Source organism: Micromonospora sp. NPDC051296, from assembly GCF_040682255.1.
Taxonomy (GTDB): Bacteria; Actinomycetota; Actinomycetes; order Mycobacteriales; family Micromonosporaceae; genus Micromonospora; species Micromonospora craterilacus.
The window spans coordinates 1-2,929 of record NZ_JBFBAO010000561.1 but is presented as its reverse complement, the minus strand read 5'-3'; the positions used below and the strand labels follow the sequence as shown (position 1 = coordinate 2,929).

Below are 2,929 nucleotides of genomic sequence, written 5' to 3'. Positions count from 1 at the left end.
GCGGTTTTTGCCGCCGTGCCGCGGGGGGGGGCGGGCGGGGGGGTGCTTGGAGTCCACCCCCCCCCCCCCCCCCCCCCCCGCGGGGGGGGGGGGGGGGGGGGGGGGCCCCCCCCCCCCCCCCCGCCCGCGTCGTTCTAGAGACTGTTCCTCAGCGTTCGTTCATGCCCGCGCGGCGCCGCAGCGCCGGGACGTCGGTGACCACGATCCGCCGACCCTCGGTGCGCAGCCAGCCCCGGTTGGCGAACGACCCGATCGCCTGGTTGACGCTCTGCCGGGAGCCGCCGGCCATCTCGGCGAGCTGACTCTGGTTCAGCTCGATGGTGATCATCGGAGCCTGGCTCTCGCCGGCGAGCCGGACCAGCGTCTTGGCGACCCGGCCGGGCAGGTCGAGGAAGACGTGGTCGGCGTTCTGCTCGGTCAGCCGGCGGATGAGCGCGCCGAGGGAGCGCATCACCGCGTCGAGGATGCGCGGGTTCGAGTGGACCAGCTCCATGAAGGCGCCCCGGGACAGCGCCAGGGCGGTGCAGTCCTCGATCGCCTCGGCGGAGGCGGAGCGGGTGGAGGCGTCCAGCAGGGAGACCTCGCCGAGCACATCGGGCGGTCGGATAACCGACAGCACGGCCCGCTCGCCGGTCGGCGCGGTGCGGAACACGGCCACCGCCCCCCGGCGTAGCACGATCAGCGACTCGCCCGGGTCGTTCTCCACGAACAGCAGCTGACCCTTGCGGTACGTCCGGGGCACCGCCGCGGCGATCACCCGCTGGCGTACCTCGGGCTCCAGCCCGGCGAACATCTCGACACCCGTGAGCGCGTCGCCCGGCTCCGGCAGGCGCATCTCCACGGCCCCACCCCTCCCCGGTAAAGGACCCCAACTCGCTCACCGGGTGAGCCTGGCGGCCCCTGACGAGGTGGTCTGACACCCGTTCGGCGTCCGGCAGCGGTAACACATCAGATCATGACGGTCCGGTCGCGTGCTGTACACCCCTCAAATCACTTCCGTGACAGCTTCGAGCTGGGGATGTCGCCGTGTCGAGATTCATGGAAGCGCTCCCGGGCTGGTTGCCCCGCCCGCCACGCTGGGGCGGGCGTCGGAGAGGATGGCGGGAATGGCTTACCGCTACTTCTACGACTGTGAGTTCATCGAGGACGGCCGGACCGTCGAGCTGGTCTCGATCGGCGTCGTCGATGAGTACGACCGCGAGTTCTATGCGGTCTCCACCGAGTTCGACGCGTCCCGGGCGGTGCCCTGGGTCCGTCGCAACGTGCTGGACAAGTTGCCCTCCCCGGCCGACCGGTCCTGGCGGTCCCGCGAGCGCATCCGCGACGAGCTGTACGACTTCCTCGTCGAGCCGATCCGGGACCGTCCCGGCGAGGAGCTGGAGCTGTGGGCCTGGTACGCCGCGTACGACCATCTGGCGCTGGCGCAGTTGTGGGGTGCGATGCCGGCCCTGCCCCGGGAGATCCCCCGGTTCACCAAGGAGCTGCGGCAGCTGTGGGACGACCGTGGGCGACCGCGGCTGCCGAGCGCCGACGCCGCCCGACACGACGCCCTGGTCGACGCCCGGCACAACCTGGCCCGGTGGCGGGCGATGACCGGTTCGTAGTTTTGGCCCGTTCTGTTCCGCCGTGGGTGGTTCGATGCGCTCGGCTACCGGCCGGTAGCGGGGGCCGCGGTGTCAGGTGTCACGCCGCGGCGACTACAGTGCGCAGTGACGGCCCGCCCCGGGCCGGCAACGGTGCCGAGGTCTGACCTGACACATATCCTGGGGCTTGATCGGGCTTGACCAGATGCTCCCCAGGAGGATGAGCAGATCATGCGTATCGGCGTGCTCACCGGCGGCGGCGACTGCCCAGGTCTCAACGCGGTCATCCGGGCGGTGGTCCGCAAGGGTGTCGCCAGCTACGGCCATGAATTCGTGGGTTTCCGGGACGGCTGGAAGGGCCCGCTGGAGGGGCTGTCCCGTCCGCTGGGCATCGCGGAGGTCCGCGGGATCCTGCCGCGCGGCGGCACGATCCTCGGCTCCTCCCGGACCAACCCCTTCAAGATCGAGAACGGCGTCCAGCGGATCAAGGAGAACCTGGCCGCGCAGGGCGTCGACGCGCTCATCGCCATCGGCGGTGAGGACACCCTCGGCGTCGCCACCAAGCTGCACGAGCTGGGCGTCAACGTCATCGGCGTGCCGAAGACCATCGACAACGACCTCGGCGCCACCGACTACACCTTCGGCTTCGACACCGCGGTCAACATCGCGATGGAGGCGATCGACCGGCTGCACACCACCGCCGAGAGCCACCACCGCACCCTGGTGGTCGAGGTGATGGGCCGGCACGCCGGCTGGATCGCCCTGCACGCCGGCCTGGCCGGTGGCGCGAACGTGATCCTGCTGCCCGAGCGGCAGTTCGACGTCGAGCAGGTCGCCGGCTACGTCGAGAAGCGCTTCCAGCACCAGTACGCCCCGATCGTCGTGGTCGCCGAGGGCGCCCACCCGCTCGAGGGGCAGATGGTGCTGCACAACCAGGAGCTGGACGCGTTCGGTCACGTCCGTCTCGGCGGCATCGGCCAGTGGCTGGCCGAGCAGCTGGAGGCCAAGACCGGCAAGGAGGCCCGCACGGTCGTGCTCGGGCACATCCAGCGCGGCGGCACCCCGACCGCGTTCGACCGGGTGCTCGCCACCCGGCTGGGTCTCCAGGCGATCGACGCCGCGCACGAGGGCGACTGGGGCAAGATGGTCGCGATGCAGAGCACGGACATCGTCCGCGTTCCGCTCGCCGAGGCCACCCGCGAGCTGAAGACCGTCCCGCTGGAGCGGTACGCCGAGGCCGAGGTCTTCTTCGGTAGCTGATCGTCGTTCCGGCGTCGCGGCGGGCCACCCGGCCCACCTTGATCACGCCGTCGGCCTTGATCGCGTCAGGCACCTTGGCGGCGAGC

Annotated in this window: 3 protein-coding genes; 2 read left to right on the top strand and 1 reads right to left on the bottom strand. The window is 71.2% G+C overall.

What is annotated here, in order from left to right; all coding sequences use genetic code 11:
• Nucleotides 1-148: 148 nt before the first annotated feature.
• Nucleotides 149-841: a Crp/Fnr family transcriptional regulator gene (locus AB0M52_RS32875; RefSeq protein ID WP_111219701.1), complete on the bottom strand. Its 693-nt coding sequence runs from the start codon at nucleotides 839-841 to the stop codon at nucleotides 149-151.
• Between the two features lie 265 nt (nucleotides 842-1,106).
• Here AB0M52_RS32875 and AB0M52_RS32870 point away from each other — a divergent pair, with 265 nt between their 5' ends.
• A complete protein-coding gene (locus AB0M52_RS32870) occupies nucleotides 1,107-1,604 on the top strand; it encodes a polyadenylate-specific 3'-exoribonuclease AS (protein ID WP_363961722.1) in 498 nt (165 codons plus the stop codon).
• 210 nt (nucleotides 1,605-1,814) lie between these two features.
• Complete coding sequence (locus AB0M52_RS32865; protein WP_363961720.1) at nucleotides 1,815-2,843, top strand: ATP-dependent 6-phosphofructokinase; 1,029 nt, start codon at nucleotides 1,815-1,817, stop codon at nucleotides 2,841-2,843.
• The last annotated feature ends 86 nt before the right edge of the window (nucleotides 2,844-2,929 follow it).